The organism is Streptomyces solicamelliae (genome assembly GCF_045348655.1).
Taxonomy (GTDB): Bacteria; Actinomycetota; Actinomycetes; order Streptomycetales; family Streptomycetaceae; genus Streptomyces; species Streptomyces solicamelliae.
The window spans coordinates 115,762-142,175 of sequence record NZ_CP160404.1 but is presented as its reverse complement, the minus strand read 5'-3'; the positions used below and the strand labels follow the sequence as shown (position 1 = coordinate 142,175).

Genomic DNA, 26,414 nt, shown 5'->3' with positions numbered 1-26,414 from the left:
GCACGCTCCTGCAGGTGCGCCGGGCCTGTCACCGCATACAGTGCCGCGTGTGGACATGCGGACTGCCATCGATGACCTTGCGGAGGAAGCCGGCCGGCTCATCCGTCATGGGGCGTGGGTCCCCACGCCCCATGACGGCGCCGTTGCTCAGGAGACGGCCGCCGACCTGCAAGCCGCCATCGGAGCTGCGCAGTCCCAGGAGATGCTGCCTGCGATTGACCGGCTGGCACACCTGCGCGAAGCGATCGCCGCTGTAGCCATCGCCCTCGCTCACGTCCACGGACGCCTGGCCTGGTTCCTCGGCGCAGCTGCAACCATTCTCACGCCGATCCTGCATTGGCGCGCCCTGCCCGCCGAAGACAACTCCACCTTTGGTGCCGTCACCCCGGAACCCCAGCAGTACACGGAAGCCGAAGACGCGATCCGTCGGCTGCAGAGCGTCCTCTCCGGCATCACAGTCGCCTGACACCAACGGACGCCACTGTCCACCTCGACGTAGGTGACGATCAGGATGCTGCCGAGCGCGGTCGCGAAGAACACGATCCGGACCCCAGCGTGCTGCCCTCGGAGGCGGCTCCGACGCCATATTGCGGCGAAGAACAGGTGAGCGCCGTTACAACGGCGGCGCGGCGGATTCGACGTACCGGCTGCGCGTCGGCAGCTACTTACGGTGCGCGGCCAGGCAAGCCCGGGGTCCGCGGCGGCGAAGCCAGTTCGTCAGGTCAGCCTGGGCGCTGGCGGCCGGTGCGCGGCTCGTCGGGGTCCACACCGGTGAAGGCGGAGTCGTCCTTGGTGCCGCTGGGGCGCTTGGAGCGGCCCCGTGGACCGGTGTCGTGCATACCCTTCTCGGGCGTACTGCCCTGCTTTTCGCCGCGTCGGCCGTCGTGGCGGACGGTGTCGCCAGGGACCTCTCGCGTCTCCTCCTTGGAGACCTGACGTCCCTTGCTGGGAGGAGGGGCGTACTTCTCGGGGTGGAAGGAACGTTCAGCACTGGGATTGTCCTGCTGCCGCGTCTCATCCACATCGGGCGACCATCCGTGATGGCCGGGCTGCGACGGCTTCGAGGATTTCGGTCTCGGTTTCTCGGCCATGAGCAGACCTGCCTGTCCGTTGCAGAGAAACGCCTATTCCCTACTCACCGTACCCCGATTCACCCTGGTCCGCCGATGCAACAGTCGGCCGGTACGGCAACGTCGCTGACGTCCTTGTCCGAACGCTGCGACCACACCGACACGGCCGGACACAGCGCCCACCCGGTCGGCGTTTCGAGGCGGTGTGGAGGCTCCGGAATGAAACCGGCGAAATGGGTGGCGAGCAGGCGGTGAGGAACTTCCAGCGGACGAAGAGCCCGGGACCGTCGTCGTGGTGACCGGAGGGTCGAGCGGAATCGGACGCGCCGTCGCCAAGGCCTTTGCGCGGCGGGGCGCGAGGATCGTTGTGACGGCACACAGCAACGACGTTTTGGAGGACGTCGCGCGGCAGTGCGCCTCCGCCCATCCTCGGGCGGGGGGCAGTGGCCGTCACCGCGGACGTCGCCGATCCGGACGCCATGATCGGGATCGCGGAGACCGCGCTCGCCCGCTATGGCCGCATCGACGTCTGGGTGAACGCGGCGGGCGTGGGCGTTCTCGGCCGCCTCGACCAGATACCGTCGGGCGACCTGCGCCGGCAGTGGGAGGTCAACGTGCTAGGCGCATTTCACGGCATGCGACGGAAGTGCCACGCGGAACATTCGGGTAGCCCAGCGAACGCACAGAGTCAGAGCATCGCCAGCCCCTACCGGCCCAGCTGCCCGCCGTTGTGAGGGGGGCGCCCGGCCCCTTCCCGTAGGTAGCGCGGCCCGCGTGAGCGGCGGCAGTGAGTGGCGCCGCGTGGAGCGGTCAGTCGGTCTGAGGGCGGGGCCGTGGTTCGAGGGGGCGGACAGCGGGGCCCTGGAGCACGGAGCCGTCGATGGCGAACCGGGACCCATGGCAGGGACACTCCCAGGCGCGCTCGGCGTCGTTGAAGTGCACGAGGCAGCCAAGGTGGGTGCAACGTGCGGACACGGCATGCGCCGCTCCGCTCTCGTCGCGGTAGACCGCACACCGTCGCCCTTCGATCCGTACGAGGGCTCCCGTTCCCGGCTTGATCTCTTCGACGCTGTCGGCATGGGAGGTACGCAACCGATCGCCCACGAAATGCTTGAGAACCGACCCCTGCGCCTTCAGCAGCGACGGTGCCTCGCGGGCGTGGAGGCGTCGCGGGTCGTAGAGGGAGGCCCAAGGCACCTTGCCACCCGTGATCAGCGCGCTGATGAGCCGGCCGGACATAGCGCCGTTGCTCATACCCCAGCCGCCGAACCCGGTGGCCACGTACACGTGCTCGGAGCCGGGGTGGAATGCCCCCACGAAGGGCACCTTGTCCGTGGTCGTGTTGTCCTGCGCCGCCCACCTGTGGGTGATCCGCGCATCCGGGAAACGCTCCATGGTCCAGGCTGCGAGCCGTTCGTGGCGCTGGCTCACGTCCCCGACACCCGGCTTGAACTTCTCCCCGGTGACGATGAGCAGCCTCTCCCCTTCACCGTACGGAGCCGTCCGCACGGAACGGGTGTTCTGCTCCTGGGTCAGGTACATGCCCTGCGGGTCGTGGTCGGTGGGAAGAACCGCCGCGACCACGAGTTCACGGTGCGGTTCGAGCCGGGAGAACAGCAGGGCACGGTCGAAGACGGGATAGTGCGTGGCCACGACGACGTCCCGTGCCACGATCTCGACCCCGCCCTCGGTGGTGAGCCGACAGGGCTCGCCCTCGTCGAGTGAGACGACCCGCGTACGCTCGTGCACGACCCCGCCCCGCCCGACGAGGTCGGCGACCAGAGCCAGCAAGTACTTACGCGGATGAAACTGTGCCTGGTGGTCCACCCGGACCGCGCCCGCGACGGGATACGGCAGACCGGTTTCCGAGACGAACGACGCCGCCAGCCCGGCCTCGCGTGCCGCGTCCGCCTCGGCCCTCAGTTGGTCGACCGCGTCCGCCGACTCCACGTACGTGTATGCAGGGAGCCGTTCCAGCTCGCAGTTGATCCCCAGCTCCGCCGCGACCCGGTCGACGTACTCAACGGCCTCCTGCTGCGAACGCGCGTACTGCCGCGCTCCTTCCACACCGAACGACTTGCGCAGCTGGGCGTAGAGGAGGCCGTGCTGTGCGGAGAGCTTCGCGGTGGTGTAGCCGGTGACTCCCGCGGCCACGCGGTCGGCTTCGAGCAGGGCGACCCGGCGCCCGGCGCGTACCAGCTCCCAGGCGGTGCAGATGCCGGCAACACCAGCGCCGACCACCGCGACGTCGACTTCCAGACCATCGGCCAGGGCGGGATGTTCGGGCCCTGTCCCAGTCTCCATCCAGTACGACTCGTAAGTGCCGGGCAGTTGTGTCATTCAGGGCCTCTCCCATTTCACAGTGAAACCGGTCTCCTGCCTGCCGCGCCGGGCTGACAGGCCGACGCCACCCGCGTCACCGAGGCGATCGGCACCAGTGTCTGGGACCTCACCCGCGCCGAGTTCCTCGCCCACCGCCAGATGGGGCAGATCGCCAGGTTTCTTCGCAGCCGCGTGCCAGGGTTCGCCGAGTCGTACGTCCTCCAGAGCGGCGTCCAGGTCGGTGTCCGGAAGACGCGTCGGATCGCGGGCGAATATCAGCTCACCGGACACGATGTGCTGAGCGCACGCAGCTTCGACGACGCCATCGCCCGAGGCGCGTATCCGGTAGGCGTCCACCATGCGCCCGGCCTGCGGCCCTGTGGGAATCAGGCGTGTCGGCGGGAGCTCCGGTTGCCGATGAAGAGGCGGTAGAAGGCCAGCAGGATGACCGACCCCACGATGGCGGCGACCCAGGTGGAGAGGTCGAAGAAGCCGTCGATCGAGTCGACTCCGAAGATGACCTTGCCGAGCCAGCCGCCGAGCAGGCCTCCCGCGATGCCGATGAGCGTGGTGATGACGAAGCCGCCCGGGTCCTTGCCCGGCATGAGGGCCTTGGCGATGAGGCCGGCGAGCAGTCCGATGAGGATCCAAGCAATGATGCTCATAACGCGTCTCCCACCTCGTGTTATATGAGGGATGTCAGGAAGTCGTCTTTACTTTTCCGCCGCTTCTAAACACTGCAGGACACCCAACCGGATCCCCGTCAGGACGTCTGTGCTTGCGTGAGGGACGGATGATCCGCCGTGCCGCTCCCGGGCGGGCGCCGGGTGATGGCCACAGCAGCGCACAAACGCAGTCCGGCCGTTCAGGGGGACGGGTGTTCGCCCGGGCCTCCCCGCATCGGGGCCAGCGGTGTCGGCGAGAGATCCGTCGTCTCCTCGCCCGGTTCGAGCAGCGTGTCCGCCGCGCCGACGATGAGCGGATCGGGCGTACCGACCGCCGCCGCGTCCTTGTTCGCGTACTCGATGCGGGACAGAAGGCTGCGCATGGCCTCCAGCCGGCCGCGCCGCTTGTCGTTGCTCTTGACCACGGTCCATGGCGCGTGCGCGCTGTCCGTCTCCCTGAACATGACGACCTTGGCGGTGGTGTAGTCGTCCCAGCGGTCGAGGGAGGCGAGGTCGGTGGGGGAGAGCTTCCACTGCCGCACCGGGTCGACCTGGCGGATGGCGAAGCGGGTGCGCTGCTCGGAGCGGGAGACGGAGAACCAGAACTTCACGAGGTGGAGGCCGTCCTCGACCAGCATGCGTTCGAACAGCGGGCACTGGTGGAGGAAGAGCGTGTACTCCTCGTCGGTACAAAAGCCCATCACTCGCTCGACTCCGGCGCGGTTGTACCAGGAGCGGTCGAAGAAGACGAGCTCGCCGGGAGCCGGCAGGTGGGCCACGTAACGCTGGAAGTACCACTGCCCGGCTTCGCGCTCGGTCGGTTTGTCGAGGGCGACGATCCGGGCGCTGCGTGGGTTGAGACGTTCGGTGAAACGCTGGATCGTGCCGCCCTTGCCGGCGGCATCACGGCCTTCACACAGCACCACGATCCTGGCACCGGAGCGTCTGGCCCAGCGCTGGAGCTTGAGCAGCTCGATCTGCAGGATGCGCTTCTGCCGCTCGTACTCGGCGCGGCGCACCTTACGGGTGTACGGGTAGTTCTCCTGCCACGTCCGGATGGGTTCGCCGGCTGCGCTGAGCAGGACGGGCTGTTCGGGCCGGCTGGAGTCCACGCTGAGCCCCGCAAGCAGGTCCGGCTCGGCTGGCGGGTCTTGTCCGCATTCCTCACCGCCGAGACCACTCACGTCGACCATCCGGCACCTGCCCCACTCACAGCCCCTCGCTCCATCCTGTTTTACCCTTCGCGTCCGGCCCGTCTACCAGCATCTCCCCCTCTCCTGCCCTCGGCCTCCCGGGGCTGAGGATCGCTGGCCACCCGACGCTGGCCCCGGCCTCGGGCGTCGCGGGAGCTGCGCCGCGCCGCGCCAGTCAGTCTCTCGGCGGCGCGCCGACCCGGCGCCCGGTTGGACATGGAGAAGCCGCGAGTCGGGGGCGGCGGTTCGACCTGTGACCGGTCACAGGGAAACACGGTCGGGTGCCCACGAACCTTCGCTCGATCGGATCCGCGATACCTGGGCAGGCGGGCGCTCCACGGACGTCACGAGGCAGCGACGGTGGGCCTGGAAGGCAGCTTCGGTTCAGGGACGTCAGCCCGGGTAGGCGCCGGTCACGCGCAGTCGGTCGGCCGACTGCCGAGGAGGTGAGAGAGGTGACCCCGCCGAGCAACGCGGACATGGGCCCCCGCTCCACTACGGGGTTCGAGGCGCACGGTCGGGCGAGACGCCGTCCGCCGACGCGAGCACCCGTGCTGGCGACGGCCCGCACCCGCGCCTGAAGTCTGGCTGGACCAACCACGGGCCCCGTAGTGATCTTGCCGCGCGGATCGAGTCAGAGCTAGAGGCGGATCGAGCCAGAGCTGGAGAAAGCGCTGGGAGGGTTCGAGGGGGAAGCAGGGGAGGCCTGGGCCCCGGATGCCATACACACGCTGCCCAGCGCCTGGGCTCGCCCGTCCCGTCCGCCCGCCACGCGACGACCGGCCTCGCGGGGCCGCTGCGCTGACACCGCCCGGGCGCTCTGAGACACCAGTACCGAGACGGCGCGCCTTCAGCGTGTTTCACGGCGACCCGCTGGAAGGCCGCCTCGCCCGGTTCACTCACTGCCGAAAGGTTCCACGTCATGTCGATCAAGGTCTCCGACCATGTCCTCCAGCGGCTGCGTGACTGGGAGGTGGAGCACGTCTTCGCTTATCCCGGCGACGGCATCAACGGGCTACTCGCCGCCTGGGGGCGGGCCGACGACAAGCCGCGGTTCGTGCAGGCGCGCCACGAGGAGATGGCAGCGCTCTCAGCAGTGGGCTACGCGAAGTTCTCCGGCAAGGTCGGGGTGTGCGCCGCCACCTCGGGGCCGGGTGCGATCCACCTGCTCAACGGCCTGTACGACGCCAAATTGGACCACGTTCCTGTCGTCGCCATCGTGGGGCAGACCAATCGCAGCGCCATGGGCGGCTCGTACCAGCAAGAGGTCGATCTGATGGCCGTCTACGGAGACGTCGCCTCTGACTTCTGCGAGACCGTCACCGTCCCCGAGCAGCTGCCCAACGTGATCGACCGTGCTATGCGCACGGCAATGGCGCGACGGTCGGTGACCGCCGTCATCATCCCCGCCGACGTGCAGGAACTCGACTACACGCCGCCCGCGCATGCTTTCAAGATGGTCCCCTCCAGCCTCGGCATGCCGCAGTACGCTCCGGTGCCTAGTGATGTGGACCTGGAGCGTGCCGCCGAGGTGCTCAATGCGGGTGACAAGGTGGCGATCCTTATCGGCCAAGGCGCCCGTGGCGCCCGCCAGGCGGTCATGGCGGTCTCCGAGCGGCTGCGCGCCGGCGTTGCCAAGGCACTGCTCGGCAAGGATGCCCTTGACGACGACCTGCCGTACGTCACAGGTTCCATCGGACTGCTCGGCACCCGGCCGTCCTACGACATGATGAGGAGCTGCGACACGCTCCTCGTGATCGGCTCGTCCTTCCCGTACACCCAGTTTCTGCCGGAGTTCGGACAGGCGAGGGCCGTACAGATCGACATCGACCCGCACATGGTCGGGCTGCGCTATCCGTTCGAGGTGAACCTGGTCGGTGACGCCCGCGAGACCCTGGAGCGGCTGCTGCCCCTGCTGAAGGCGGGCGGCAGGGACGAGGGCTGGCGCAAGAAGATCGAAAATGACAACGCTCACTGGTGGGACGTCATGCAGCGGCGCGCCGCCGTGGATGCCGATCCGATCAACCCCGAATACGTCGCCCACGCGCTCAGCGACCTGCTCCCCGAGGACGTCGTCCTGGCCGCCGACTCCGGGTCCGCCGCGAACTGGTACGCCCGCCACCTGAAGCTCCGCGGCGCGATGCGGGGTTCGCTGTCCGGCACTCTGGCCACCATGGGGCCGGGCGTTCCGTATGTCATCGGGGCCAAGTTCGCGCACGGCGACCGCCCTGCGATCGCGCTGGTCGGCGACGGGGCGATGCAGATGAACGGCATGGCGGAACTGATCACCGTCGCCAAGTACTGGCAGGAGTGGGAGGATCCCCGCCTGATCGTGGCCGTCCTGAACAACCAGGACCTCAACCAGGTCACCTGGGAGATGCGCGCCATGTCCGGCGCGCCGCAGTTCCTGCCTTCCCAATCGATCCCGGATGTCCCGTACGCCGATTTCGCCCAGCTGATCGGTCTGGAAGGCATCCGTGTCGAGAAGCCCGAGGAGGTCCGTGATGCGTGGCAGGCCGCGCTGGCTGCCGACAAGCCCTGTGTGTTGGACTTCGTCACCGACCCGGCTGTGCCTCCGATCCCTCCGCATGCCTCGCTCGACCAGATCGAGGCCGCGGCGGCGTCCGTCCTCAAGGGGGACAGCGACCGGGCTGCCATGATCCGCCAGGGCTTCAAGGCCAAGGTCCAGGAGTTCCTGCCCTGCCGTCGGCATCGCGAGGAACGGCCGGGTGCCAAGGACAGCGCATGACTCGTGCCTCCATCCCGCATCAGATTCTCCCCAGCCGCAGCCCGTCCTGGCGACCCTTGCGTTGGTGAGGCGAGGTTCTTGGGCGCGTGAGGCGGCACGCACCGCAGCCGAAGTCGAGCGGTGAAATGTCACGCGGGACCCTCCACCCGGGCGTGGACCGCCTCCATGAACTCGTCCGTTCGGCCGCTGCTCCCGTCTGGCGGGACGTACCGCAACGCTCCCCTTTCTTGCAGGTCAGGGCGGTGGGACGTGCCTGCACGCAGCTGTCGCCAACCCGCACGCACGCAGGACCCGATCCCGCACCGGCGCCGTCGTGGACACGCGGTGATCGTCGTGCCCTCAGCTACTGGCGACCGGCGGGTGACCATGGGCGGCCGAAGCTCGGGATTGCTCGTGGCGACTGGACCTGATCGAACTTCTCGCCGCGCGCGGGATGGGCGATGTTGGGGCGCTCGTCGGCTCGGCCTCGGCGACGATCGAGTGGCGCGGAGGCATCCGCACGAGTACGACGCGGCGTGAGAGTGTTCGGGCCCTGCCCAGTGGGCGTCCATGCCTCGGGTCGGTAGTAGTTGACGCCCAGGGCGTCGATCGGGCTCCTGATGATCCCCAGGTCGCCTTCCAGAGTCGGTCCTCGATTTCCATCCCTGCCTTCGCCGACCCGTCGCTCACCGTCATCCGTGACAGCGCACCCCTCCTGCCGCTGGTCGGCTTCACGGCCCAGGGAGGTCGGCGCCCCGAGGGAAGCGTGGCTGCGGATTCGTTGCCGGCCTGGCGGGCGAGCCCTCCGTGCACAGAGGCCGTCCCGAGAAGGCGTACCGCCCCTGGCTTCGTTCGGGTGAAGCGGTGCCGACGGCGGACCATGATCCGTCCCTGCAGGGAATGGCCTCGATCCAGGGCAGTCGGTTCGTCGCCCAGCCCACTCGGCCCCGTCTCGGCCGTGCCCGGGACCTCCACGTCATCACCCGCCTGCTGCGAGCTGGACTGTGCGCGTCGGGATGTAATGCACCTATTGTGTAGATACGCTGGTATGCGTGATCGAGTCCGAACGGCCGCGGCTCCCTCGGCGCCCCGGCCGGGGGTGGCTCGTGCGGCTGTCGCCGATCTTTCTGACCGTCGTGATCGCCAGCCTGGCCTACGCCACCCCGCCGGAAATGGCCTTTAGCCGCCTCCTGCCCGCCGCGCCGGCCCTGGCAGCCGCCATGTGGCCGGTCCTCCCCACCGTCCTGCTGGGGACGGTCTGCCTCATGCTGATGATCGGCCTCGGCTTCGTCTTCCCCGACCTGGGAACGTGGTGGACGGCCGCGGGGATCATCGCGGTCACGGTGGCTGCCGCGTACGGGAGCCACCTCCGGCTGCAGAGGGAGCGCACCCTCTTCCAGGTGCGGCTCGTCGCCGACGCGGCCCAGCAAGTGGTGCTGAGCCCGATGCCACGCCGCTTCCGGGACGTCGAGATCGAGTCCCTGTACCTCGCGGCCGCGGCGGAGGCCCGCATCGGCGGCGACTTCTACGAGGTGGTCGACACGCCGCACGGGGTCAGGCTGCTCATCGGTGACGTACGGGGCAAGGGCCTGCCGGCAGTCGGGGCGGCCGCGGCGATCGTCAACGCCTTCCGGGAGGCGGCCTACGGAGAGACCGACTTGGTGAACGTCGCACGCAGACTGGACGCCAGCAGCACCCGGTACAACGCCGCCTTTCCCCCCGACGGGCCGATGGAGCGCTTCGCGACCGCTCTCGTCGCCGAGATCCCGCACGAGGGCGGACGGATCGACATCCTCAACTGCGGACACCCGCCACCGCTGCTCCTGCACGACGGAAGACTCCGCGCCCTCGAGCCTTCCACCCCCTCACCGCTCCTGAGCCTCGCAGACCTGATCGGCGAGCACTGGAACGTCGACAGCTTCGTCTTCGCCCCCGGCAACCTGCTGCTCCTCTACACCGACGGAATCGCCGAGGCCCGCGCCCGCGACGGCGAGTTCTTCCCGCTGGCAGCCTGGATGCGTCGCCAACCCTCGACACCGCCCCGCGAACTGCTCGCGGCTCTTCACCGCGACCTGCAGCGCTACACCAGAGGGCGCCTGGACGACGACATCGCCGCCCTCGCCGTACGCCTCCGCGACCCCTGAGACAAGGCCCCCCACGAGCGACCCGCCCCGCCGCGCACCCCGAGCCGCTGGTTCGTCCAGCTCCACCCGTTGTGCCATGACCCTGCGCGACAACGTCATCCTTCCCGCGCCGAAGCCCGACTCGGCAGCCGGCCGAGCACCTGCCCGGCCGACCAGCGCGAGTCCCACTCGCTCCGTCGGCAACGAAGGTGGCTCGTGGAGCGTGCGATGGGCTTCACTGTCCGCCATGGAGCTTACGCAAGCGACCGTCAGCGACCTGTTGGCCCGACTCGGACCAGGGGGCGGCTGCATGTACCTGCCCGGCGACGTGAACGTGGAGGACCTGACCGACCTGCTCGACAGCAGGTACGGCGCCCCGCGCACCCTCGTCCTCGACGGCGCCACCGACCCGGCGGTCGATGAGTCCCGGGGCGCGGCTCTCCTGGTCCCCTTCGAGGACCGGGCCGTGACGATACGGGCGTGGGCGTACGGGGATCAGTGGGTGGGCACGGGTACGGCGCGTGACTCGGAGGGAACCGAGCGGCCGGTGCTGGTGGTCGCTCGCCGGGAGGTGCCCGCACCCTTGGAGATCGCTCCAGGCGAGGACGTCGACTGGACGCAGAGGCTCATCCGGATCACCGGCTGGACGCCGCCCGCCCAGCTGACGGAGGTGGACTGGGCGGAGGTGGAGTCGCGCCTGGGTACCGCGTTGCCGAGCGACTACAAGCGCATGGTCGAGACGTTCGGTGAGGGCGCCTTCGACGGCTTCCTGAACCTGAACCAGGAGCCGTGGACGCATCTCCGGGAGGACGGGCTGCTCATCTGGGCGGGCACAGAGCACGAGGACCTGTACTGCTGGAGGACCGACGGCGACGACCCCGACCGTTGGCCCGTCGTGGTCCAGTCCTTCGACGGTGAGGACGTCCCCTTCGACCACCAGACCGCGGAGTTCGTCTGCCGCATCCTCGACGACCCGGACCACCCCTTCACGATGGCCCGCTATTTCGACACCCACTGGTTCATGAACTACCGGGAAGTCGGTTGAACCGCGCCGCCCATGGCCTCCCCAGCCTGGTCGACGTCGTCACTCCACACCGGGCGCTTCGTCGGCTTCGCCATCCGGCACATCTTCGACCTGCTTGCCGCGCTCGCCGGCCTGCCGGAGTGCTTCGTAGAGATCCCGCCCGTACGATTCGACGAGCGCGCCAAGGTCCACCTCGTATCGGACCTTGCACGCCGACCGTCGCGCCGCCCAGGCCCGCCCCCCCGCGTGGGGCGGGATCGAAGAGCCGTACGCCACCGAACTCGGCATCGCCGAGGTCACGGCGATCCCGGTCTCGGCGCTCGCCGGCGACGATCCCGCCCCCCCGCGTGGGGCGGGATCGAAGAGCTCCTTCGTCGACCTCGAAGGTTTGATCGGGTACGGCAAGTTCGAGTCCTACCCCCGGTCGAGGGTGCCCGCGATGGCGACGCTGTCGTGAACGCCGGTGGCGATCGGGCCGTGTCCAGGACGTCCATGAGTACGGCCCGGCACAGCAAGCCATCCTTGGTGCCCGGGGAACCTTCAGACCGCCCAGATCCTGCTATGGCCGTTGAGACTTCCAAGGCCTGTCCCGCAAGTACGGTCGTGCCGTGAGGCCCGGAGCCTGGACCGCTGGCCTACTGACCTCGGCCGGCGGAGCAGGGCGCGTAGGTCTGGACCGTGTATGGAGCAAGGCCCACGACTGAGATGATCTTGATGTCTGCTATTGGAAGACCGGGTGCTGCTGGTTGCCGCGTTCCGGCGGACGAACCTGACCTTGCGGCAGGTGGCTCCCTTGTTCGGGATCTCGAAGTGGGCCGCGGGCCGGATGGCGAGCCGGCTCGGACCCTTGCCTTGCGCTGCGGCCGCGGAGCCGCCTCCGCAGAGACACGGTGCTGATCGTGGACGGCACCCTGGTGCCGACACGGGACCACAGCGTCGCGGCGCAGTCCAAGAACTACCGCTACTCGACCAACCACCAGGTCGTCATCGATGCCGACTCACGTCTTGTGTCTGCGTCGGCCGGCCCGTGCCCGGCAACCGCAACGAGCTGCAAGGCAGGGGAATTTTCAGCCATGCTGGGCATATTGCCCAGCTGCGCAATCTTGCGCTGACCCATGAGCGAGGGCTTCAGCCCGGCTCGGCCGCGCTGGAGCCCGCCGGCTTCGGGGGTCTCTGGTGCCCACACTCCAGCCGTGTGCCGTCCGCGTCAGTCACTGTGTACTCCAGGACGACCTTGGTCGGGTCACCGTCCTCGTAGAGCCACACCGTGATGCCCTCCTGGCAGACAGCGGTAGAGAACCAGACATCGATCCCCTCGACCTCCGGAGCGACCGTGAGGACCTCCCCGGGTTCCAGCCAGTAGTCCTCACCGTCCGGCTCGACGAAGAGCCAGAGCCGATGCCTCCATGAACCCCCTACACGCTATCCACCGGGCCGGCATCGGCGCCTTCAGGTGGCCCTCGTCCCACCGGCCCTTTGCGGGACAGTCTTTAGACGTCGTTTCCTTTGGACGCTGTCCGGCTCATGAGGGCTGGCGCTTCCGGCGCCGGTGACGCAAGATCGGTTTCCATGTCTCAGGCCGTACATGTTCAATACACGCACCTCCTGCGCACGAGTACGCTCGAAGGCTGGAAGCGGATCAGGAGTCTCCTCGCAGATCAGGGACTCGACCCGGCGACGACCGTGCTGGTCAATCTCTTCCCAGACGGCGGTGACCTCGAGTTCGGCCAGTGCATCGATGAGGACGGCCGTGTCTACTGCTTCGATCTCGTCTACGAACGCGAGGCGCCGAAGGCAGTGAGCAAGGCCATCGTCCGTAACTGGACCGACATCACCGATACGTGGCAGGAGGACCCACTCCAGGGCGAGATTGCCGATGCCTTCATGTGGCGACCTCCAGCGCGCAGGACTGTCCTACCTGGATGACCGCGAAGGCACATGTCCCTGCTCGGTGGCCGACTTCACCGATTGGAGTCGGCGGTGGGAATGAGGACTGCGGCTATGTCGACGAAGGCGAGGAAGTGTTCGGCCTTGCGCTCGTAGCGGCGGTGGAGGCGTCGGCAGCCGGACAGCCAGGAGACTGTTCGTTCGACGAGCCAGCGGTGGCGGCCCGGACGCTGCGAGGACCCGACACCTTTGCGGGCGATCCGGTGCCGGATCCTCCGCCCGCGGAGCCATCGCCGGAGGTGGTCGTAGTCGTAGCCCTTGTCCGCGTGGAGCTTCACCGGACGTCGGCGCCGTGGCCCGCGGCGGGAGCGAATGGGCGGGATCCCTCGAACGAGCGGCTGCAGGCCGAGACTGTCGTGCATGTTCGCACCGGAGATGCCAAGCGGCGCGTCGAGGTAGAAGTCGCGCAAGGCATTGAAATGCTGCAGCAGATAGGCTCTCAGGCCGCCAGTGATGTCGGCCCCTTGGCCGATCGAGGACGCGGCGTCACGGTCGTCGGCGGGCAGGGCGGCGAGGAGTGCGGGCATGTCGATCTGGTGGAGCAGTTCGGAGACACGCGCCACTTGAGGCTCGGCCAGGGCGGTTGGGGCGGACCCGAAGGGGGAGATGGCGTGCGGATGCAAGTGGAGAAAGGCCTTCCCCACCGAGCGCTGGGTCCATCTGCGGACCACGAATCCCATCGAGTCGACCTTCGCGACCGTGCGGCTGCGGACCAAGGGTGCCGGCAGCCGGGCCGCCAGGCTGGCCATGGTCTTCAAGCTGGTCGAGTCCGCCCAGGCCCGATGGCGGGCCCGTGAACGCACCCCACCTCGTCGCTCTGGTCCGTGCCGGGGCCCGCTTCGAACGCGGCCGACTCGTCGAACGCCCCGAGACCCTCGCGGCGTGAGCAGCCTCAGCCGTCCGCAGAAGCCGGGAGGATCTCAGGCACCCGTGCGCCGTACGTGCAGGTGGCCATCGCGGGGGAAGGAGGGCGGCGCCGCGGGCAGGATGCTGTCGAAGTCGTACCGGCTCTTCTGCGCAACCCGGCACGATGCCAGGTTGTCCACCTGGTGCAGGAGTTCGAGACTCTCCAGCCCGTCGCCCTCGAAGGTGTCGAAGGCCCAGCTGGTGAGTGCTTCCAGAGCGCGGGGGGCCACTCCCCGCCCGCGAGCGTGCGCCGCGGTCCAGTAGCCCACCTCGGCCGCCGGTTTGCCGGAGATGACTTCCTTGAGGACCACGTTGCCCACCAACTGTTCGCAAACTGAACCGGGTTGTGCCTCAAGGACGGCGAAGCCGAACCGGCTCCCCTCTGCCCAGCCCCGCTGCTGGGCCTGTACCCACCGTGCCCCGTCAGCGTCGTTGTCCACGACAGAGCTCGCCCACTGGCGCAATGCGGGATCCCGGCTCACCTCGACCAACGCGGGAACGTCCTCCATGCGCCAGGGGCGAAGAACGAGAGTGGGAGAGGCCGGCGTCGTGGCCACCTGAAGTACGACGGGGGCATTCACCAACCGATCATATGCGGCGGCGTTTTCACCCGACGCCAGCCGCGTCCGGCCCATGCCGCCTTGCGACCACCCCGTCATCGCTGTGTCCGGACGTGCAGAGCCTGGACGGACCAGTCGAACACCGGCGCCAGACTCTCCGGGGCCGGCCAGCCGTTGACCACTGCGAGCAGCTGGAGGTATCGCTCCCTGCGGGGGTCGTTCACGCTCTCCAGCCGAGTCGCCAGCCGGCGGCGAAGCTCGACGTCGTCGGGGCGGCCGAGGAGGCGCGCGTAGTGCGCCGTGAACGCCGCGACGATCGGATCGGCCTGGGGCGAGGCCGGGTCGATGCCGGCGGTCAGGGCCGGGCCGGCCTGGTCACGGACGACTGCGGCGATGTCGCGGCGCGGGCCCATCGTGTCGCTTCGGGCCTGCTCGGCTGCCTGGTCCTCGGCCATCCGCCGCACGGCGGCGCGGAAATCCGGGTCCAGGGACATTTCGGCCAACTCCACCCATGCCTGGACCTGCTCCGCCTCCGGGTTGTCGGGCAACTCGGGCGTCATCGAGCGCATGACCCCCGCGAATGCGGGGGCGGCGTCAAGACCGCCGAAGACGACGTCGAGGAAATCGCCGATCAGACGTCGGCGTTCGTCCTCGGAGAGCTGGGCCAACCGGTGCATGAGTTCCGTCTCCTCAGGTGTGGACCCGCGCTCGGCCACCGCCGTCATCACCGCGCGCCGCAAACGCAGGACGCGGATCTGCACTGCCAGTGCTTCGGCGTGCGCCGCGGCGACCTCGGGAAGCGAGAGCTCGCGGTCCGCGACCTTGCGGATCGTGGGAAGGTCCAGTCCCAGCTCGCGCAGGGTCCGCACGAGGTCCAGGCGTGCGACGGCGTCGATGTTGTAGAGGCGGTAGCCGGCCGGGCTGCGGTCCGTCGGCGCCACGATTCCGCGATCGGAGTAGAACCGAATGGTCTTGACCGTGAGACCGGTCCGCCGAGCGAGCTCGCCGATCGAGTAGAGCGTGTCGCCGTCCATGCCCCCACCTTTGCGTCTCCCCCTACTGGAGACTCAAGCCCCTATGCCTGCCAGCAGCCAACCACTCCTCATCCACAAGTCTTGACAATTCCTCAACCTCCGGGCGCCTCGTCGAATGTGCCGCTGACCAAGATTCTCAGGGCGCGTGAGGGATCCCCTGCGCGGAAGGTAGTGCTGAGGGTGCTCATCACGCCGACGCGTAACGTCCGGATCGGAGGCCGCGCCCGCGACCAGGTCGAAGTGCGTGTTTCCGCCGCTCCGGGCACGGTGCAGCGCCGCTCCCTCCGCCTCGCTCTCTGCCCGGTCGGCTCCTGCCATGCCACCCACGCCTACGTCCACTCCTGCGCGGCGAGCATGGGGCCGTATTCGGTGGTGATCCACTCGGCTGTCTCCTGCACATCAGGGTGGCCGCTGGTACGAGCACGCTCGGCGAGGCGGGCGAGCATGGGCCAGGCATGGAGATGGACCAAGAGCTCCGCCCATCTGGCGTAGTAATCGTCGTCGCAGCCCTGCAACGCCTGGAGCTTCGTCTCGAAGACTGCTTCGAGCGCAGGAACCAATTCGGGACGTGGAATGCTTGCGATGGCTCGTCGGGCGTCTGGCAGGTAGCGGATACTCATTGCCATGTCCACCAGGAGCGGCAGAAGGGCAACGTCGGCGCCGAAGTCATTCGCGTATGCCAGGGCTGCATAGGTGTTCTCAGCGTCGGGTTTCGCAAGCGCCTCGCGCAGCACCACAGTCGAGTCCTGTGACTTCCGATCCTCGCTGGGCGATGGAGAAGTCGCCTGACGGTAGCGCCCGAGGACGTTGTTTGCGGGTGACGTTGCCCACGAGGCTGGTCCGGGCGGTACAAGCCCGCAGGGTCTGTGCTCGGCGAGCTGTGATGCCCACTGGCAGCGGTTCGTCGATGTTTCCTCGCCAAGCAGCGCGTGTGCTGTCTGCCGGAGAAAGTCCGTCGCATGGGGCGGGATCCTTCACCCAAAGCGCTGGACCGCAGCTGTCGTTGCGGGGGCTGCCGGCGCGTGGGATCGGTGTGGATCTCCCCACGCCAAGACTCGCCGCGACGAGCTCACGCACGTCCACCGCGCCGAGCTCGCCCTGGAGCGGGCCTGGGTCCGGCGGGGAGCACACTGCGCTGAGGTGCCTCCTGCCTGCAGGCCCATGACGCTGCCACGGATGGTGACACCGCCGTCGTGACCGCATCCCGTTCGCGGACGGGAGCGATCACGGCGGCGGACCCGGAGAACTGGTTCACGGTCTCGACGTTCGAAAAACAGGGGTCGGCCGCTTTGCGTGTCGGGTGGCCGCCCGGCTCGGTCACCGGGTGGTGTCGTGCGCCCTCACAGGGGTCGTGTTGAGCTCCGCGACGATCGACGCGGGGGAGTGGCCGCTGCCGTCGGACAGGCGGTGGAAGTCGACAGAGACGAAGTTGGGCGCGCGGCCCCCGGTCGCGGTCCGGCACTGCCCGGCGATGCGGTCTCTGAGCTTGGCGCCGTTGTCCAGGGCCGCCGTGAGGACCGTGGGCACGTTGCGGTGGTGGCTCATCGTGAACAGCCTCCGGAATCCGGGTTCCTGCCGGTCCAGGGGCACGTCCGGCCAGCGGGTGACGCACGCGAGGTCGTCGCCCAGGTCGCCGAGGCTCCAGTAGTTGCTCACCGTCCAGGACTTGTCGTACATGACGCCCAGGTGCTCGCGGTCCGACCGGTCGGAGAAGAGCAGCAGGCGCTTGCCGGCGGTGACGAGGTCGGCCACCTTCGGCCAGCCCTGCTGCCGTACGCCCCACTCGTCGGGCCGGAACAGCAGCTCGTCGACCCCGCGGACCCTGCCGAGTGACTGCCGGAGCTGCTCGGAGCTGACGTAGTCCTCCAGGAAGACCGTCACCACCTCCTGCGGGTGGGCGGCGAGGAAGTCCACCACGGTCTGCATGGTCCCGTGGAAGGACTGCCTCGGCAGTGCGTACGTGGCCCCGGCGAAGGTCTTGCAGTCGCCGTGGCACAGGTAGACGTCGCTGGGGTAGCAGTCGCTGCCGAAGCTGATGACGCACAGCCAGGTGCTGCGCTCGTACCAGTGCGTGTCGAGGCTGAGGCCGCGGACCCCGCCCTCGAGCTGGGCGCGCACCGATTCGGACTGGTTCACCGAACTCCAGCGGGAGTCCTCGTAGTTGGTGAAGGCGTTGTGGGTCGTGAGGAAGGAGACCTCGTCGAGGCGCCGGTCGCCCCAGCGGGCGGCGGCGTCCGTCGCCGCGGCGGCGGCCGGGGAGGGCTGCGGGGGCGTGGCCGCCGAGGCGTTCGGTATGCCGAGGATGGCCAGCAGGAGGAGCAACACCAGGACGTGGGGGCCGGTTCTTCTCCCGACCGCCTTGCCGCATGTCGTGTCCGTGTCAAACATGCTCCGGGAGGGTAGCGTGCGCGGCGACGCCCCGCCTCCCGCCGGACCGCATCGGCCGAATCCCGCCGCCGTAGCGGCCTGGGCGGCGGCCACCGTCGCCGTCGCCCTGCTCGTGCGCGCATCGCGGATGCCCGTACCACCCTCGCCACTGGCGGGCACCTGCCCCAGCTCGACGAGCTTGCGCACACCCGTCGGTCACCACGCCTGGCGGCAGGCGCGGGCGCCGCGCCCCGGTTCCGTGTTCACGGAGTTCGCGGGGCGCGCCCGAGGGCCGTGAGGATCCGTTCGAAGCGTGCGGTCATGCCGTCGGCGGTCTGCTCGGGGTGGTGCCGCCACCAGGCGACCGCCGCGCTCACCGTCCCGTACCAGAGGTGCGTGGCGAGGTCGGCGTCGAGCGGTTCGTCGGCCTGGGCGGAGGCGAGGATCTCGGCCACGCCGACGGCTCCCATGCGGTTGAGTTCGCGCCGGTACGCGGCGGCCGCGGTGTGGAGCGGTCCGTCCGGCGGCAGGGTCGGGTCGTAGACGAGCTGCCAGTCGTACGGGCGGGCTTCGAGGGCCCGGAAGACGGCCTCCAGGGTGCGTACGGCGCGCGTGATGTCCGGCGGCCCTTCCTGCGCGGCCTCGACGGCGGCGACGAGGTGGGGACCGGCCTGATCCAGGCAGGCACGGTAAAGGCCGTCCTTGGAGCCGAAGTACCCGTAGATCATGGGTTTGGTGATGCCGGCCTCTGTCGCGACCTCCGCCGTCGACCCGCGGGCGTAGCCCTTCGTGCCGAACTCGCGCGCTCCCGCGTCCAGTATCAGCCGTTCCCGGTCCTTGCGGGGCATCCCCTTGGTGCCCACGCCGCGCGTTGCCGTCTGTTGCTTGCCCATGCCCTCACCTTATGCCAATGTGAACCACCAGTAACTTACCTTGCATTCAGATAGGTGGTGTGTGCGACGTGGTGGCTGGGAGCGACGCAGGCAAGACGCGTTCGTGGTGGGGGTGGGGATACGTCGAGGACGCGGTGTCCGGCCCCGAACGTGCGGAGCTCACGCGACGCACCGCGGAGATGCTTCCGGACGCGGACCTGACGATCCACACGGCGCCCCCGGTCGAGTCGTTCGAGGTCGGCGCGAGCCGGGTCGACGCGCCGTCCTCGCTGGCGCACCTCGTCTCCGACGACGCCCGGGACCGGCTGGCACACAGCCACGGGCAGGCGTTCCGTGACGTGGTGCGAGCACTGTCGGGGAAGCTGCCGCACATACCCGATCTGGTCGTGCGCCCGTCCTCGGAGGCCGAGGTCGTGCAGGTCCTGGACTGGTGCAGCGACGCGAACGTCGCGGTCGTCCCCTTCGGCGGCGGCTCGTCCGTGGTCGGGGGCGTGGAGCCCAGGGTGGGCGACGGGTACGCCGGTGTGGTCAGCCTGGACCTGACGTCGATGGACCGGGTGCTCGCGGTCGACCGCACCAGCGGCGCCGCGCTCGTCCAGGCCGGCGTCCTCGGCCCGCACCTGGAGGAGCAGTTGCGGCCGCAGGGGTACACGCTGCGCTTCTTCCCGCAGTCCTTCGAGTTCTCCAGCCTCGGCGGCTGGCTGGCCACGCGGGCGGGCGGCCACTTCGCGACCCGTCTCACCCACATCGACGACCTCACGGAATCGCTGCGGGTGATCACCCCGTCCGGCGCCGTCGAGACCCGTCGTCTCCCGGGCTCGGGCGCGGGGCCCTCGCCCGACCGGCTCTTCCTCGGCTCCGAGGGGACGCTCGGGGTCATCACCGAGGCGTGGGTACGGATCCAGGAACGGCCCCGTTGGCGTGCCGGGGCGTCGGTGGGATTCGCGGACTACGACGCCGGCGTCCAGGCGGTGCGCGCGCTGTCCCAGTCCGGACTCCATCCGGCCAATTGCCGGCTTCTGGACCCCGTGGAGGCGTTGATCAACGCGGGCTCCCCGACCGCCGTCCTCGTCCTCGGCTTCGAATCCGCGGACCATCCCCTGCACGCCTGGATGGAGCGGGCGCTGGAGCTGTGCCTCGACCACGGAGGGATTCCGTCCGGGCCTCCGCGGTACACCGACAGCGCCGACGACCGGTCCGCGCGCACCGGCCCCTCCGACACGTGGCGCTCCGCCTTCCTGCGGATGCCGTACCAGCGGGACGCACTCGCCGCGCAGGGCATGATCGTGGAGACGTTCGAGACGGCCTGCACGTGGGACCGGTTCGCCGCGCTTCGCGCCGCCGTCGACGACGCCGCCCGGGACGCCATGCGCCAGGTCGGCGCGACAGGGGTCGTGACCTGCCGGTTCACGCACGTCTATCCCGACGGGCCGGCACCGTACTTCGGGGTCTACGCCGCGGGGGAGTGGGGCAAGACCGTGGAACAGTGGGACGAGATCAAGCAGGCCGTCTCCGAGGCGCTGATCGCGAACGGCGGGACCATCACCCACCACCACGCGGTGGGCCGCGATCACCGCCCGTGGTACGACCGCCAGCGCCCCGACCTCTTCGCCGCCGCTCTCCAGGCGGGCAAGGCCGTCCTCGACCCGGCCGGGATCCTCAACCCCGGCGCCCTGGTCGATCCGCTCCGCAGAGCGTGAGATCTCCCGGCCTCGCGCCCGGCCGCCCGCGCCCTCCGGCACAGAGAAAGCCGGTACCACTCCACGTGAGGTGCGCGAAGCGGAGGGTGAGAACCGCTGGGGAGGCGTTGACGGCGGTCGAGCGGGTACCCGCCGGTGGAGACCCCCAACGGAGTCCTTCGAGCGGCTACGTGCCGGTGGTGCCGGTGGGTGCCGGTGGGGGCACCATCGGAGGCCCCATGCGAGGCACCCGTCGTGAGGTCCCGTCGTGAGGTCCCCTCGTCGTGAGGTCCCCATCGTGAAGTACAGCGACTGGATGCTCACCGCCGCCGAACGCGGCAACGGCTCCACACGGCTGGACGGCCGCCACCCCGACGGCGCGGCCTGGACCCGGGGCAACGACGTGCGGCCGCTCGTACACGGCGCGGCGTACTTCGCCGAGTTGCTCGAGGCCGTACGGGCCCAGCGGGCCGGAGACATCCTGCTGTTCACCGACTGGCGCGGCGACCTGGACGAACGCCTCGACGGCGAGGGTTCCGAGGTCGTCCGGGTCCTGGGCGAGGCGGCGGAGCGCGGAGTGATCGTGAAGGGGCTCGTGTGGCGCTCCCACCTCGACAAGCTGCACCTCAGCCAGGCCGAGAACCGCCGCCTGGCCAAGGAGCTGGAGCAGGCGGGAGCCGAGTGTCTGCTCGACATGCGGGTGCGTCCCGGCGGCTCGCACCACCAGAAGCTCGTGGTGCTGCGCCACCCCGGCCGTCCCGAACGGGACGTCGCGTACATCGGCGGGGTCGACCTGTGCCACAGCCGCAACGACGACGCCGCCCACCGCGGCGATCCCCAGGCGGTGCCCTTCGCCTCTGCGTACGGGGGCCGGCCGCCCTGGCACGACGTCCAGCTCGCCATCCGCGGGCCGGCGGTCGGCGACCTCGAAGCCGGCTTCCGCGAACGCTGGGACGACCCCTCGCCCCTCAGCCGCAGCCCCCTGGTCTGGCTCCGCCAACTCGCGCACCGGGAGGACATCAGTGCCGATCCGCTGCCGCCCCAGCTGCCCGACCCCGCCCCCGTTCCCGATACCGGTCCTGGCGGCAGCCACACGGTGCAGGTGCTGCGCACCTACCCGAACCGGCTGCTCCACGGTTACCCCTTCGCCCCCGACGGCGAACGCAGCATCGCCCGCGGCTACGTGAAGGCCCTGCGCCGGGCGCGATCGCTGATCTACCTGGAGGACCAGTACCTGTGGTCGACGGACGTGGTCGGGTTCTTCGCCCAGGCGCTGGTGGAGAACCCCGGTCTGCGGCTGATCGCCGTCATTCCCACGGTGCCCGAGCAGGACGGGCGGCTCACGCTGCCGATGAACCTCGTCGGACGCGTCACGGCGCTCGACGAGCTGCGCCGGGCGGGCGGCGCCAGGGTGGCCGTGTACGGACTGGAGAACCCCGAGGGCGACCCCGTGTACGTACACGCCAAAGTCTGCGTGATCGACGACGTGTGGGCGGCGGTCGGCTCCGACAACGTCAACCTCCGTTCCTGGACCCACGATTCGGAACTCGGCTGCGTCGTCCTGGACGACGACCTCGACGAGCGACCGCCGGCCGACCCCGGTGGCCTCGGGGACGGGGCCCGCCGGTTCGCCCGTGACCTGCGCCTGGAGCTCTGCCGCGAACACCTGGAAGCGCCGGAGGCGGAGCCGCCGTACGCACCCGGCGAACTGTGCGATCCGGTGAAGACCTTCGACATCCTCGCCACGAGGGCCGCGGCGCTGGACACCTGGTACGAGAACGGCCGCCACGGGCCGAGACCGCCGGGCCGGCTGCGTACCTATCACCCGCCGGACATGCCCCACCGCACCCGCGTCCTCGCCATGCCGCTGTACCACCTCCTGGTTGATCCGGACGGCCGCCCCGCCAGGTTCCGTCGGCGCAACACGTACTGACTGCCTGGGGGATGAGTGTCCGGGAACGGGGTACGCGAAGCTCGTCCAACCGCTCACAGGGAGGAACGAGAGCTATGGGTCTCGGAGTCTGCATCATCCTGATCGCCGTGGGAGCCATCCTGACCTTCGCGTCCGACTGGCAGCTCGACGGGGTCAACCTCGATCTGGTGGGCCTGATCTTCATGGCGGTGGGCCTCATCGGCACTGCGGTGTACACCAGCATCCTCCGCCGGCGTCGCATGGTCGTCCCCCCGGTCGCACCCACGGTCACCGAGGACGACCGCCGCGACCTGCGCTGAGACGGACAAGGGCGATCGCGGGCTGTGTCGGCGTGCCCTTCACGCCGTATGGCCGGTGAGTGTGTGGCGGTCGAGTTCTGCCTGAGGGCCGGCCGGCCATGGCCGGTGACCAGGCGGCTCGTCAGGCCGGTGGTTGCCGGCACAGGGGTTTCCCGTGCCGCCGCCCGTCCGACGTTTGAGCGCCGGTGTGTCGGTGAGGCGAAGGGGCGAACGTGTTCGATTCGCCGATCACCCCTGGGGAGACATGGAGTACATCCTTCGACTGGCGATCGTCCTGGGCGGTTGCGCGCTGGCGGCACTCGCCGTCGGGCGGGCCGCGGACCTCCTGGCGCGGTACGCCGATGCCCGGCATCCCGAGACGCCCCTGTGGGGGCTCCTGCGCCGCTGTCGCGCACCGTTGTACCTCGTCCTGCTCACGACGCTGCTCAGGTCGACCTACCCACTCATCGGCCTGCCCGCCCTCCGTCGTCGCTCCGAGGCGCTGGATCACGTCTTCCTGCTCTGCCTGATCGGCGGCGGGGCGTGGCTGGCGGTCCGGGTCGCGTCGGCCGTCGTGGAGTCCTCGTACGCGCGCTACGCCGGGCGGTCGCGCGACCCGGCGCGGGTGCGCCGGGTGCGGACGCAGGTGACGCTGCTCATGCGGGTCGTGTCCGTGGCCGTCGGAGTGCTCGCGGGCGCGGTGGCCCTCGTCACCTTCCCCGCCTTCCGCACCCTCGGTACGTCTCTCCTCGCCTCGGCCGGCATCATCGGCATCGTGGCCGGCGTCGCCGCGCAGTCCACGCTCGGCAACGTCTTCGCCGGCTTCCAGATCGCGTTCGGCGACATGGTCCGCATCGGCGACACCGTCGTCGTCGACGGCGAATGGGGCGTCGTCGAGGAAGTCACCCTCACCTTCCTCACCGTGCGCACCTGGGACGAACGACGCGTCACCCTGCCCGTCTCGTACTTCACCTCCCGCCCGTTCGAGAACTGGTCGCGCGGTGGTTCGGAGAAGACCGGGACGGTGCACGTCCACTGCGACCACTCCACGCCCGTCGCTCTGATGCGGGCTCACCTGCGCGAGTTCCTCGAGACCTGCCCGACGTGGGACAGCCGCGGCTGGGACCTGTCGGTGACCGAGACCTCGCCGACCGACATCACCGTCCGGGCGATCGTCACCGCCAAGGACGCCGACGACCTGTGGACGACCCGCTGCGCCGTCCGTGAAGAACTCATCACCTGGCTCGCCCGCGAACATCCCGCGGCGCTGCCCCGCATCGCCACAGCCACCGCGGCCGAACCACCGAAGACCGAGTGAACCGCTCCCCGGCGGCAGCTCGGGCCGGGTGCCGGACCTCCGGATGACACAGCGTCCACGGGCCGGGGCCAGGGAGGGCGTGCGATCCGCGTCAAGCAACCCCGTCGACCTCGCCCCGGCTCAAGGTCGACGTGAAGTCGAAGGCCTGCCCCATCAACCGGCCCTCATGACCGGCGAGATCAGGACCTGGCGGGCGAGGCAGGGCTGAGTCCGCCACTTCCCCTCGCCCTCGTCGGGTACGCGCCGCCGACGCATCGCACGCCGCAGATCTCGGTCCACGACGCCGCTGTGACTCTTGCGACACCCCGGACATGTCACAACGCCCCTCGCCGGGGCGTCTAGGGGGCGCGAGGTACCCACGGGGAGACGGAGGACCACTGCGATGATCGGAACCGTGTTCCGGAGCGAGGACGTGCCCCCGGAGGGAGGGTTCGACTGCTGGCGCGACATGATCGTCAGGACCCGGTCGACGGACGCGGTCGATGCCCAAGCCGAGGGCTTCCGGGCGGAGTTACGGCTCATGGAACTGGGCCCGGTGACCGTGTGGCACGCCTCCCTCGCGCCCACCCGCTTCTGGCGGAGCACCGGCGGCACACGCGGCGGCCGCCGGGAACACCTTCGTGTGACGCTCCTGCTCGACGGGACGATGAGCCTGACGCAGCAGTCCGGGCGGGAGACTGTACTCGGCCCTCACGAGCTCCATCTCGCCGACGGCGCACAGCCCTTCCCCGTCCGCCCGCATCCTCAGGAGTGCCGGTCCCTGACCGGCGTCGGGGTCAACGTCCCCAAGGCGCTGCTCCCACTTCCGCCGCAGCGGGTACAGGACTTGAGCGGGCGCGGGTTCTCGGCGCGGGAGGGTACCGGCGCGCTGCTGGCCGAGTTCCTCGTCGGCCTGGTCCGGCAGGCCGACGTCCTGCGTCCGTGCGACGCGTCCCGGCTCGGCACCACGGTGCTCGACCTGGTGTCCGCCTGGCTCTCCCATGCCCTGGCTGGCGAGTCCGCCCTGCCGGCGGAGAGCGTCCGTCGAGCGTTGTCCGAGCGCATCCGGGCTTTCGTCCGCGGGCAGTTGCACGACCCGGAGCTGACGCCCGCCGTGATCGCTGCCGCGCATCACATCTCCCTCAGCCATCTGCATCGCGTCTTCACCGAGGAGTCCGGGGGCGAGACGCTCGCCGCGTGGATCCGTGCCCGTCGCCTGGAGCAGGCCCACCGCGACCTGGCGGACCCCGCCCTGCGTACCACCCCGATCCACACCGTCGCCGCCCGCTGGGGTTTCCCCCGTGCCGGTGACTTCACCCGCGCTTTCCGCTGTGCGTACGGGCTGTCGCCGCGCGAGCACCGGCAGCAGTCGCTCGGCGACGCGTCCCGCCCGTGAGATCCAGCGCGAAGCAAGCGAAGACTCAGCGCGAACACGGCCGCGGCCCGGCTCGGCATGATCGGTGTCGCGCGCAGCGCGGGGGAACAAGTCGTCCTGACCAGGCGATCGCCGCTGCGCGCACCCGACCGAGAGAGAGCAGGTGAAGCATCGTGTCGACGAGTACACGCATCCGGCGGGCCGTCGTTCCCGCAGCGTTCGGGGTGCTCATGAGCGGAGCCTTCGTGCTGGGGGCGGGAGCGCCGGCCACGGCGGGGGCCTTGGGGCGTCCTGCCGACTGCCACTACGAGCGGATGCGCGATTGGGGCGGGGCCGCCGAGTGCCGCGACCACAACGGCGGTTCGTACCGGGGGCTCGTCCTGTGCAGGTACCCCAACGGAAGGATCGTCGAGTTCGTGGGGCCGTGGCGGCAGAACGGCATCTCCTACGCGTACTGCCAGAACGAATCCAAGGCCCAGTCCGCGGGCGTCGAGACCTCCGTCTACGACAAGACCTGAGGAGCAGCAGACATGAACAGGCTCACGCGCGCGCTCGCCGCCACGGCGTTGACCGCGACCACCGCTCTCGGGTTCCACGGCACGGCCGCGGCCGTACCCGCCGCGGGTGACGTGACGGTGATGGGCTGGCCGACGGGCTGCGAGTACGGCTCGTACGACAACGGCTCGTACGCCAAGTGCAGCCGCAGCAACGGGGGCAGTTACCGGGCGACCGTGCTCTGCTACCCCATGCACGGTGGGAATCTCGTCTCCCGTACCGCCCCGGGCTGGAAGACGAGCGGGGTGTCGAAGGTCTTCTGCCCGCCGCTCACCATGTTCTCGAGCGCCGGCATCGAGACCCGTTCCACTCACTGAGGCGAGACCGGCCCCAGCTCCTCCCGGATTGGGCGCCCCTGGGCGTTCGCTCACGGGCCGGAACGGCGGCGTCCCCATGTCTTCCCCCAAGAAGGGGACGCCGCCATTCACCTCTTCAACAGCGCCACCGTCACCGCCCCGCCGAGCC

General features: G+C 69.7%; 25 protein-coding genes and 4 pseudogenes. 18 read left to right on the top strand and 11 right to left on the bottom strand.

All coding sequences use genetic code 11. The features are described from left to right. The first annotated feature begins 55 nt into the window (after positions 1–55). Complete coding sequence (locus tag ABZO31_RS00680; protein ID WP_406865222.1) at positions 56–466, top strand: hypothetical protein; 411 nt, start codon at positions 56–58, stop codon at positions 464–466. A gap of 256 nt (positions 467–722) precedes the next feature. On the opposite strand, the gene ABZO31_RS00675 is transcribed toward ABZO31_RS00680, so the two are convergent. Next, positions 723–1,091, bottom strand: coding sequence for a hypothetical protein (locus tag ABZO31_RS00675; RefSeq protein ID WP_406858823.1), 369 nt, complete (start codon positions 1,089–1,091; stop codon positions 723–725). 271 nt (positions 1,092–1,362) lie between these two features. Here ABZO31_RS00675 and ABZO31_RS00670 point away from each other — a divergent pair. Both ABZO31_RS00670 and ABZO31_RS00665 read left to right on the top strand, forming a co-directional pair. After that, positions 1,363–1,482 (top strand): annotated as a pseudogene (locus ABZO31_RS00670) (SDR family NAD(P)-dependent oxidoreductase); the annotation flags it as partial. A gap of 31 nt (positions 1,483–1,513) precedes the next feature. Beyond that, the gene (locus ABZO31_RS00665) at positions 1,514–1,804 is read left to right on the top strand and encodes an SDR family NAD(P)-dependent oxidoreductase (protein ID WP_406858822.1); all 291 of its coding nucleotides are present in this window, start codon (positions 1,514–1,516) and stop codon (positions 1,802–1,804) included. Between the two features lie 76 nt (positions 1,805–1,880). On the opposite strand, the gene ABZO31_RS00660 is transcribed toward ABZO31_RS00665, so the two are convergent. After that, the gene (locus tag ABZO31_RS00660) at positions 1,881–3,410 is read right to left on the bottom strand and encodes an FAD-dependent oxidoreductase (RefSeq protein WP_406858821.1); all 1,530 of its coding nucleotides are present in this window, start codon (positions 3,408–3,410) and stop codon (positions 1,881–1,883) included. Positions 3,411–3,551: 141 nt separating this feature from the next. On the opposite strand from ABZO31_RS00660, the gene ABZO31_RS00655 reads away from it, so the two are divergent. After that, complete coding sequence (locus ABZO31_RS00655; protein WP_406858820.1) at positions 3,552–3,824, top strand: FAD-dependent oxidoreductase; 273 nt, start codon at positions 3,552–3,554, stop codon at positions 3,822–3,824. On the opposite strand, the gene ABZO31_RS00650 is transcribed toward ABZO31_RS00655, so the two are convergent. Beyond that, the gene (locus ABZO31_RS00650; protein ID WP_406858819.1) at positions 3,779–4,057 is read right to left on the bottom strand and encodes a GlsB/YeaQ/YmgE family stress response membrane protein; all 279 of its coding nucleotides are present in this window, start codon (positions 4,055–4,057) and stop codon (positions 3,779–3,781) included. The two genes, ABZO31_RS00655 and ABZO31_RS00650, sit on opposite strands and share 46 nt — an antisense overlap. 200 nt (positions 4,058–4,257) lie before the next feature. Then, a complete protein-coding gene (gene ppk2, locus ABZO31_RS00645) occupies positions 4,258–5,250 on the bottom strand; it encodes a polyphosphate kinase 2 (protein WP_406858818.1) in 993 nt (330 codons plus the stop codon). 922 nt (positions 5,251–6,172) lie between these two features. On the opposite strand from ppk2, the gene ABZO31_RS00640 reads away from it, so the two are divergent. The 3 genes from ABZO31_RS00640 (at position 6,173) to ABZO31_RS00630 (ending at position 11,146) form a co-directional block, all read left to right on the top strand. Beyond that, positions 6,173–7,999 (top strand): thiamine pyrophosphate-requiring protein, encoded by a 1,827-nt coding sequence (locus tag ABZO31_RS00640; RefSeq protein ID WP_406858817.1) that lies wholly within the window; start codon positions 6,173–6,175, stop codon positions 7,997–7,999. Positions 8,000–9,030: 1,031 nt separating this feature from the next. Continuing rightward, positions 9,031–10,122 (top strand): PP2C family protein-serine/threonine phosphatase, encoded by a 1,092-nt coding sequence (locus ABZO31_RS00635; RefSeq protein WP_406858816.1) that lies wholly within the window; start codon positions 9,031–9,033, stop codon positions 10,120–10,122. Between the two features lie 226 nt (positions 10,123–10,348). Continuing rightward, complete coding sequence (locus ABZO31_RS00630) at positions 10,349–11,146, top strand: SMI1/KNR4 family protein (RefSeq protein WP_406858815.1); 798 nt, start codon at positions 10,349–10,351, stop codon at positions 11,144–11,146. A gap of 39 nt (positions 11,147–11,185) precedes the next feature. On the opposite strand, the gene ABZO31_RS00625 is transcribed toward ABZO31_RS00630, so the two are convergent. Further along, positions 11,186–11,317: a hypothetical protein gene (locus tag ABZO31_RS00625; RefSeq protein WP_406858814.1), complete on the bottom strand. Its 132-nt coding sequence runs from the start codon at positions 11,315–11,317 to the stop codon at positions 11,186–11,188. Positions 11,318–11,330: 13 nt separating this feature from the next. On the opposite strand from ABZO31_RS00625, the gene ABZO31_RS00620 reads away from it, so the two are divergent. The 3 genes and pseudogenes from ABZO31_RS00620 to ABZO31_RS00610 all read left to right on the top strand — a co-directional run bounded on the left by ABZO31_RS00620 (position 11,331) and on the right by ABZO31_RS00610 (position 13,051). Then, entirely contained in the window at positions 11,331–11,582 is a 252-nt protein-coding gene (locus ABZO31_RS00620; RefSeq protein WP_406858813.1) for a hypothetical protein, read from the top strand. 261 nt (positions 11,583–11,843) lie between these two features. After that, positions 11,844–12,174, top strand: a pseudogene (locus tag ABZO31_RS00615) (transposase family protein); the annotation flags it as partial. Between the two features lie 520 nt (positions 12,175–12,694). Next, the gene (locus tag ABZO31_RS00610; protein WP_406858812.1) at positions 12,695–13,051 is read left to right on the top strand and encodes a hypothetical protein; all 357 of its coding nucleotides are present in this window, start codon (positions 12,695–12,697) and stop codon (positions 13,049–13,051) included. On the opposite strand, the pseudogene ABZO31_RS00605 reads toward ABZO31_RS00610, so the two are convergent. Further along, positions 13,040–13,455, bottom strand: a pseudogene (locus ABZO31_RS00605) (transposase); the annotation flags it as partial. The gene ABZO31_RS00610 and the pseudogene ABZO31_RS00605 sit on opposite strands and share 12 nt — an antisense overlap. A 253-nt stretch (positions 13,456–13,708) precedes the next feature. Between ABZO31_RS00605 and ABZO31_RS00600 the strand changes: the two are divergent. Continuing rightward, positions 13,709–13,958 (top strand): annotated as a pseudogene (locus ABZO31_RS00600) (IS256 family transposase); the annotation flags it as partial. Between the two features lie 34 nt (positions 13,959–13,992). On the opposite strand, the gene ABZO31_RS00595 reads toward ABZO31_RS00600, so the two are convergent. From ABZO31_RS00595 to ABZO31_RS00575, 5 genes are all read right to left on the bottom strand, one after another. Next, the gene (locus ABZO31_RS00595) at positions 13,993–14,559 is read right to left on the bottom strand and encodes a GNAT family N-acetyltransferase (protein WP_406858811.1); all 567 of its coding nucleotides are present in this window, start codon (positions 14,557–14,559) and stop codon (positions 13,993–13,995) included. Positions 14,560–14,633: 74 nt separating this feature from the next. After that, the gene (locus ABZO31_RS00590) at positions 14,634–15,572 is read right to left on the bottom strand and encodes a MerR family transcriptional regulator (RefSeq protein ID WP_406858810.1); all 939 of its coding nucleotides are present in this window, start codon (positions 15,570–15,572) and stop codon (positions 14,634–14,636) included. A 329-nt stretch (positions 15,573–15,901) separates the two neighbouring features. Next, complete coding sequence (locus ABZO31_RS00585) at positions 15,902–16,309, bottom strand: hypothetical protein (protein WP_406858809.1); 408 nt, start codon at positions 16,307–16,309, stop codon at positions 15,902–15,904. 580 nt (positions 16,310–16,889) lie between these two features. Further along, positions 16,890–17,960 carry a PI-PLC domain-containing protein gene (locus tag ABZO31_RS00580; protein ID WP_406858808.1) on the bottom strand — a complete coding sequence of 357 codons (1,071 nt, stop codon included), beginning with the start codon at positions 17,958–17,960 and terminating at the stop codon, positions 16,890–16,892. A gap of 242 nt (positions 17,961–18,202) precedes the next feature. Then, positions 18,203–18,832, bottom strand: coding sequence for a TetR/AcrR family transcriptional regulator (locus tag ABZO31_RS00575; protein WP_406858807.1), 630 nt, complete (start codon positions 18,830–18,832; stop codon positions 18,203–18,205). Between the two features lie 134 nt (positions 18,833–18,966). Between ABZO31_RS00575 and ABZO31_RS00570 the strand changes: the two genes are divergently transcribed. From ABZO31_RS00570 to ABZO31_RS00540, 7 genes are all read left to right on the top strand, one after another. After that, positions 18,967–20,532: an FAD-binding oxidoreductase gene (locus ABZO31_RS00570; protein ID WP_406858806.1), complete on the top strand. Its 1,566-nt coding sequence runs from the start codon at positions 18,967–18,969 to the stop codon at positions 20,530–20,532. A gap of 277 nt (positions 20,533–20,809) precedes the next feature. After that, positions 20,810–22,444 carry a phospholipase D family protein gene (locus ABZO31_RS00565; protein WP_406858805.1) on the top strand — a complete coding sequence of 545 codons (1,635 nt, stop codon included), beginning with the start codon at positions 20,810–20,812 and terminating at the stop codon, positions 22,442–22,444. 74 nt (positions 22,445–22,518) lie between these two features. Then, positions 22,519–22,743: a DUF6458 family protein gene (locus tag ABZO31_RS00560; protein WP_406858804.1), complete on the top strand. Its 225-nt coding sequence runs from the start codon at positions 22,519–22,521 to the stop codon at positions 22,741–22,743. Positions 22,744–22,987: 244 nt separating this feature from the next. Beyond that, on the top strand, positions 22,988–24,040 hold the full coding sequence (locus ABZO31_RS00555; protein ID WP_406858803.1) for a mechanosensitive ion channel family protein: 1,053 nt from the start codon (positions 22,988–22,990) through the stop codon (positions 24,038–24,040). 382 nt (positions 24,041–24,422) lie between these two features. Further along, entirely contained in the window at positions 24,423–25,415 is a 993-nt protein-coding gene (locus tag ABZO31_RS00550) for an AraC family transcriptional regulator (RefSeq protein WP_406858802.1), read from the top strand. Between the two features lie 152 nt (positions 25,416–25,567). Next, positions 25,568–25,912, top strand: coding sequence for a hypothetical protein (locus tag ABZO31_RS00545; protein WP_406858801.1), 345 nt, complete (start codon positions 25,568–25,570; stop codon positions 25,910–25,912). 12 nt (positions 25,913–25,924) lie between these two features. Beyond that, complete coding sequence (locus ABZO31_RS00540) at positions 25,925–26,266, top strand: hypothetical protein (RefSeq protein WP_406858800.1); 342 nt, start codon at positions 25,925–25,927, stop codon at positions 26,264–26,266. Positions 26,267–26,414: the final 148 nt, after the last annotated feature.